Source organism: Micromonospora haikouensis (genome assembly GCF_900091595.1).
Taxonomy (GTDB): domain Bacteria; phylum Actinomycetota; class Actinomycetes; order Mycobacteriales; family Micromonosporaceae; genus Micromonospora; species Micromonospora haikouensis.
In genome coordinates, this window is sequence record NZ_FMCW01000073.1 from 1 (window position 1) to 6,480 (window position 6,480).

Genomic DNA, 6,480 nt, shown 5'->3' on the forward strand with positions numbered 1-6,480 from the left:
CTGGACCTCGGACGCCAGGCCGGGGCACCTGCACGATCTCACCTGCGCCCACCAGTTGGACGTCACCGGCGCCCTGTACTGGGCAGCCTCCGAACTGCATCTACCCACCCTGGCCGACTCCGGCTACGAAGGCGCCGGCCAGGGCATCCACACCCCGTACAAGCAACCCGCCGACGGCCGTCGCCTCGCGGTCGACAACCGCGCCTACAACGCCGTCCTTCGATCGATGCGGTGCCTCGGAGAACGCGGCTTCGCCATCCTGACCGGCCGCTGGCGCACGCTACGCCACAGCACCGCCAGCCCACGCAGCCTCGGCGACATCGTCCGTGCCGCCCTCCACCTCACCCACTACGAACACCGATACCTACCGGATTCTTGTTGAGATCACGTCACTGGCACATCATTCCGCGGTACGTGGGCGACGACTTCAACAGCGCCAAGTCCTCCGAGGTGCCACTGAGTGAACGCTTGCAGCTCACGGCGAAGCTCGGCCAACACCTTGTCACCCGGGCTTCGGCCCCGGGTCCATGATCGAACCGTCGCTGACGAACAGCACCAACCCATTCGCTCTACCCGACCTGCCAGGCAAGCATGAACACACCGGCTACCCGGTGCGGCTGGCGTAGAGAATGGCGCTGAACAGTGAACAGTTGCCGTGCGCCGCTGCTTCAGCATTCCGGTTACGGCAGGTTCACGCAGGTAGGGCACTACGTCTCGCCTCGGGAGCTCCGGGCGCGGATATCGGTGAGGCTGACCGCCGCTTGTTCGGTAGCCTGCTATCCGTGGCCAATTCCGATCTCCGCGTTCGCTTCGCACCCTCCCCGACGGGCATGTTCCACGTGGGCAACGCCCGGTCCGTCCTGTTCAACTGGGTGCTGGCCCGACAGTCGGGCGGGACGATGGTGCTGCGGATCGAGGACACGGACGCGGCGCGGAACCGCCCGGAGTGGGTCCAGGGCATCCTCGACGCGATGGAGTGGCTCGGCATCGGCCCGGCCGAGTACGAGGGTCCGCTGTTCCAATCCGACTACGCACCGCACCATCGGGAGGCCATCGACCGGCTCCTCGCCGCCGGGCTTGCCTACTACTGCGACTGGGCCCGGGACCAGGTCATCGCGCGGACGGGCAGCGAGCACAAGGGCTACGACGGCTTCTGCCGGGACCGTGGCCTGACCGCCGGAGACGGTCGCGCTCTGCGCTTCCGTACGCCGGACGACGGCTCGACCGTGATCGTCGACCTGGTACGCGGCAAGCCGACCTTCGACAACAAGCTGATCGAGGACTTCGTGATCGCCCGTGGCGACGGGTCGCCGGTGTTCCTGCTGGCGAACGTGGTCGACGACATGGTCATGGGCATCACCCACGTGATCCGGGCGGAGGAACACCTCCCCAACGCGCCGAAGCAGCAACTGCTGTGGGAGGCGCTGGGCGCCGAGCCCCCGGTGTGGGTGCACGCGCCGATCCTGGTCAACGAGAAGCGGCAGAAGCTGTCCAAGCGTCGGGACCGGGTGGCCCTAGAGGACTTCCGCGCCGAGGGATACCTCGCCGAGGCGATGCGGAACTACCTGATGCTGCTCGGGTGGGCGCCGTCCGGTGACCGCGAGATCCTGCCCTGGGACGACATCGTGGCGGAGTTCCGCTTGGAGGATGTCAACCCTTCTCCGGCGTTCTTCGACGTGAAGAAACTGCGGGCCTTCAACGGGGACTACATCCGGGCACTGTCGGTGGAGGCTTTCGTCGAGGCGTGTCAGCCCTGGTTGAGCGCCGAGGCCACGCCATGGCGGGCGGAGGCGTACGACGCCAAGGCGTTCGCTGCGGTCGCCGAGCTGGCGCAGACCCGGATCGCGGTGCTCTCCGAGATCGTGCCGATGGTCGACTTCCTGTTCCTCGACGAGCCGGTCACCGATGAGGCAGCGTGGGCGAAGTCCATGAAGGCCGAGGCCCCGGCGCTGCTGGCCGCCGTGGTCGAGGCATACGAGACGTGCGAGTGGCGGGCCGAGGTGCTCAAGTCGACGCTGGAGGCGATCGGCGCGGAGCGCGGGCTCAAGCTCGGCAAGGCCCAGGCACCGGTACGCGTCGCGGTGACCGGCCGCACCGTCGGGCTGCCGCTGTTCGAGTCGATCGAGATCCTCGGACGTGAGCGAACCGTGGCTCGCCTGCGAGCCGCCCTCGACCGCCTGAGCTGACCTCTTCGCAACCGGCGGATCGATTCCGCCGGTCAACCTGGTCGTCGATCGATCCGCTCCCCGAGCATTCCCCCGGCAGATCCGCCTCCCGCGCATGAGGCGGATCGGAGCGAGATTGGCGTACCTTCATGGATCTTGAAAAGGTGTTGGCCGACCGGCTGGCGCAGGCGTTCTCGGCCGTGGCCGGCGGGCCGGTCGACCCGGTCGTACGGCGCTCGCAGCACGCCGACTACCAGTCCGACGCCGCCCTGGCCCTCGCGCGTCGGCTCGGCCGCCCGCCCCGGGACATCGCCGCCGAGGTCGTCGGCCGGGTGGCGCTGGCGGACCTCTGCGCGGTCGTGGAGGTGTCCGGCCCGGGGTTCATCAACCTGACGATCGCCGACCCGGCTCTCGGCGCGCTGCTGTCGCGGATGGCCACGGACTCCCGGCTCGGCGTCGCGGTGAGCGCCGCTCCCGAGACGGTGGTCGTCGACTACTCGGCGCCGAACGTCGCCAAGGAGATGCACGTCGGGCACCTTCGGTCAACCGTCATCGGCGACGCCGCCGTGCGGCTGCTGGAGTGGCTCGGGCACCGGGTGATCAAGGCCAATCACCTGGGCGACTGGGGCACCCCCTTCGGGATGCTCATCGAGCACCTGCTCGACCTGGGCGAGTCGGAGGCCGCCCACGAGTTGTCCGTCGGTGACCTGGACTCGTTCTACAAGGCGGCCAGGGCGAAGTTCGACGCCGACGACACGTTCAAGGAACGGGCCAGGCGGCGGGTGGTCGCCCTGCAGGGCGGAGACGAGCTGACCCTGCGGTTGTGGCGGCTGCTGGTCGCCGAGTCGGAGCAGTATTTCCTGACGGTCTACGACCAGCTCGGCGTCCTGCTCACCGAGAAGGACTTTTACGGCGAGAGCTACTACAACGACATGCTCGCCCCGGTGACCGAGGAGCTGGACCGGCTCGGGTTGCTGCGGGACAGCGGTGATGCCGCCTGCGTCTTCCCGGAGGGTTTCACCGGCCGCGACGGGCAGCCGTTGCCGGTCATCGTGCGCAAGCGCGACGGCGGGTACGGCTACGCGGCCACCGACCTCGCGGCGATCCGGCACCGGACCCGGGACCTCGGCGCGACCCGGCTGCTCTACGTGGTGGGCCTGCCGCAACGTCAGCACTTCGAGATGGTGTACGCGGTCGCCCGGCACGCCGGCTGGCTGAGCCCGCCCGCGCGGGCCGAACACATCGGCTTCGGCTCGATCCTCGGCACGGACGGCAAGATGCTACGCAGCCGGGCCGGCGGCTCGGTCAAGCTCGTCGGACTGCTCGACGAGGCCGTGACCAGGGCCGCCGAACTGGCCCGGCAGAAGAACCCCGACCTGTCCGAGGCGGCCGTCGCCGACGTCGCCCGCGCGGTCGGCATCGGCGCCATCAAGTACGTCGACCTGTCCACCGACCGGATCAAGGACTACGTCTTCGACTGGCAGCGGATGCTCTCCCTCGACGGCAACACCGCCCCGTACCTCCAGTACGCCCACGCCCGGATCCGGTCCATCTTCCGCCGCGCCGGCATCGGACAGCTCACGGCGGCACCGATCTCGATCACGCACCCGGCCGAACACGCCCTCGCCCTCGAACTGGTCAACTTCGGCACCGTCGTCACCGGTGTCGAGCAGACCCTGGAGTTCCACCGGCTCGCCGGATACCTGCACACCCTCGCCGCCACCTTCAGCGCCTTCTACGAGCACTGCCCCGTCCTGCGCGCCGCCGGCGACGTGCGCGACAGCCGGCTGGCCCTGTGCGACCTCACCGCCCGGGTCCTGCACCAAGGCCTGTACCTGCTGGGCATCGTCGCCCCGGACCGCATGTAACCGTTCCTCGGCCCCACCACGTGTGCGCGCCGGACGGCAGGTCTACTCCCGAGCTAACTCCGCACTGAATCGCAACTTCCGCAGACAGGCGCGGGACCGGGTGCCGAATGGCGGTGCGAGGCGGCCGAAGTTGGTGCCGAGGATCTCGTCGCTGAGCCGGAAGACCTCAGGTGCCCATGGTCCGACCCGGCCACCGCCTGGGAGCCGGGCGGTGGCAAGGGTCGTGGTCAGCAGCCAACCTCGTGGGGACGGGGTGATGACGAGGCTTCCGTCTGTGTCGTTGCTTGCGGCGGGGACCAGTCGGTCGCCATCCCAGCGAACCCACGCCTTCCGAGGGGCTCTCTCGTCTGCAGACGTGGCCGCACCGAAGATCGTGCAGGTGCTGCCGATGGAAAACAGCATCCGCACGTGCCCATCCTGCCCGCCATCCGCTCGGGTCGGTATCGGCAGCGCTACCCGCCCTTCTGGCTCGCGCTGCGGTATCGCAGCTACAGGAAGATGTCGTTGATGCCGTAGTTGTCCCACCAGGCGTGACGGTGTCTGTGCAGGATGCCGGCGATGCGGGTGAGGAGCAGCCAGTTGCCGTTCAATACCAGGGCGGCGTCTTCCGGGCGGCCGGCGAGCACGCGGGCCACTGCCGTCATCATGTCGGGCACCGATCTTCCGGACGGGTCGTCTTTTGGCATGTGGAAGACGACGTTCACGTACCGGTCGGGTTCCCACTCCCACTGGACACCGTCGTCGTCAGCGGCGTCGAAGTAGCCGTCGCTGCCCCCGTAGATACTGACCGTGTATCCGGACGTGTCCTGGAGGTCCGCGCCGAGCAGCCGCGGATAGCCGGGCAGGGTCGACTCCTCGAATCCTTCCGGTGCGACGAGTTCGGCCACCCGTTCCAGTGGGATGTCTCCCGCCAGCGTCAATCGGTACTCGATAGCCACGTGCCGCCGCCTTCTCAGTCTCGCCGTATGAGTTGAATGATCTCACCGCTGCGGGTCACCGCAGCGAGCTCTTTGAGCTGGTGGATCGGCCAGTCGTCGAACTGCTTCTGGAGAGCGGTGAGGTCACCGCGCCAGTCCCGCAGGTTCAGCACCACCCGTTGGGTCTGCTGGCTGGCCACCTTCCCCGACACCTCCGTCCAGATGCCCCGCACGGCCTTCGCCGGATTCGGTGCGTAGCAGTCGAACACGTAGCCCTCGATCAGATAGTCGGGGTCCTTGTCCGGCTTTCCGACGTCGCCGGTGTTCAGCCGCGCCTCGGCGATCTGCCGCCTCGTCGGGTTCTGGTGGACCCGGTAGCCCCGCTCCGCGACCGTGTCGGCGCACGCGTTCTCCAACTCCAGCGACCGCCGCACGCTGTCGTCCTCCTGCGGCGGGATCCGCGTTCGTGGTCCGGTTGGTGATCCGCCGGGGACGCCGGTGGGTCGCCTGGTCCATAGGGTGGGGCCACGCCCAGCGGAGGTGTCACCGTCGAGGCTGGTAGCTGGACCAGCCGGGGCGCTGGTGGCGGACGGGGGCGGGCTGGTCGGTGCGGGACCGCCAGCCCCGGTCAGTTTCCCGAGGAGCCGAGCTGTCGCGCCTCGGCGATCGCCGCTTCGACGTGTTGCCGGGCGGTGGCGGTGCGCTGGACCACCAGAACCAGAACCTGCCTGATGCCGTCCAGGGCCTGGAGCAGCGGGCCGGGCTGTCCACCTTGCAGGATCATGGCGACGAGCTGCTGTGTCTCACCGACCTGGCTGATGGTGCCGGTCGTGGCGTCGCGGGCGCTGTCCACGGCGGCCAGCACGGGAGTCAGCCCGGCGATCGTCTCCTGCGGGGTGGCTTCGTGCGGGACGGCCGCAGTCGCCTTCGTCGCCTCCCCGATCGAACCGGAAAGGCTGCCCAGGCCGCCCTGGATTTCCGTGATGGTGCTGCCGACCCGGGTCATGCCCGCCGCTACCGCGACGAAGCCGGCACCCGCGGCCCGCAGCGCCACTTCCTGCGCCTGGTTTCGGGCAGCGGCCACCAGACCCTGCGCACGCTCGACGCCCGTCATCAGCGCACGCAACTCACCGGTGATCTTCTCGATATGCGACACGAGGCCGACTTTCCCGATCGAAGACAGAGACCACTGAAGCTACCCTCGATCGTTCATGGGTGGCGTCGGATGTGCCGACCCCTGGTTAGTTGATCGGTTATCACCGATGGATGCTGTCTGGGGGCGTGGTGGTGGGCCGTCTGTCGCGGCGGTGGGCGTGGTCTCCTGGGTTTCTCCGGTCGGTGGGATGGCGGCTGTGCTGGTCAGCCGGGGGCGGGGATGGCCGCGATCCGGGTGAACGCGGTGGTGATCTGGTCGGCCCAGGGCCAGGTCGTGGGGATGCGTAGCCGTCGGCGGCGTTGGCCGTGGACCAGGCGCGCGGCGGTGTGCAGCACGCGGTAGCGCAGCTGTTTCGGTTCGCAGCGGGCCAGGTC

Annotated in this window: 6 protein-coding genes and 1 pseudogene; 3 read left to right on the forward strand and 4 right to left on the reverse strand. The window is 68.8% G+C overall.

What is annotated here, in order from left to right; genetic code table 11:
* The 3 genes from GA0070558_RS32330 to argS all read left to right on the forward strand — a co-directional run.
* The coding region (locus GA0070558_RS32330) for a transposase family protein (RefSeq protein ID WP_141722425.1) at nucleotides 1-382 on the forward strand (382 nt) is incomplete at its 5' end.
* A gap of 400 nt (nucleotides 383-782) precedes the next feature.
* A complete protein-coding gene (gene gltX, locus GA0070558_RS32335) occupies nucleotides 783-2,186 on the forward strand; it encodes a glutamate--tRNA ligase (RefSeq protein WP_091287280.1) in 1,404 nt (467 codons plus the stop codon).
* A 128-nt stretch (nucleotides 2,187-2,314) separates the two neighbouring features.
* Entirely contained in the window at nucleotides 2,315-4,033 is a 1,719-nt protein-coding gene (gene argS / locus GA0070558_RS32340; protein WP_091287285.1) for an arginine--tRNA ligase, read from the forward strand.
* Nucleotides 4,034-4,521: 488 nt separating this feature from the next.
* On the opposite strand, the gene GA0070558_RS32345 is transcribed toward argS, so the two are convergent.
* From GA0070558_RS32345 to GA0070558_RS33180, 4 genes and pseudogenes are all read right to left on the reverse strand, one after another.
* The gene (locus GA0070558_RS32345; protein WP_091287288.1) at nucleotides 4,522-4,971 is read right to left on the reverse strand and encodes a SitI3 family protein; all 450 of its coding nucleotides are present in this window, start codon (nucleotides 4,969-4,971) and stop codon (nucleotides 4,522-4,524) included.
* A 14-nt stretch (nucleotides 4,972-4,985) separates the two neighbouring features.
* Nucleotides 4,986-5,384 carry a CdiA C-terminal domain-containing protein gene (locus tag GA0070558_RS32350; RefSeq protein ID WP_091287291.1) on the reverse strand — a complete coding sequence of 133 codons (399 nt, stop codon included), beginning with the start codon at nucleotides 5,382-5,384 and terminating at the stop codon, nucleotides 4,986-4,988.
* A gap of 194 nt (nucleotides 5,385-5,578) precedes the next feature.
* Nucleotides 5,579-6,106: a DUF6244 family protein gene (locus GA0070558_RS32355; protein ID WP_091287295.1), complete on the reverse strand. Its 528-nt coding sequence runs from the start codon at nucleotides 6,104-6,106 to the stop codon at nucleotides 5,579-5,581.
* A gap of 203 nt (nucleotides 6,107-6,309) precedes the next feature.
* Nucleotides 6,310-6,480 (reverse strand): annotated as a pseudogene (locus GA0070558_RS33180) (IS1380 family transposase); the annotation flags it as partial.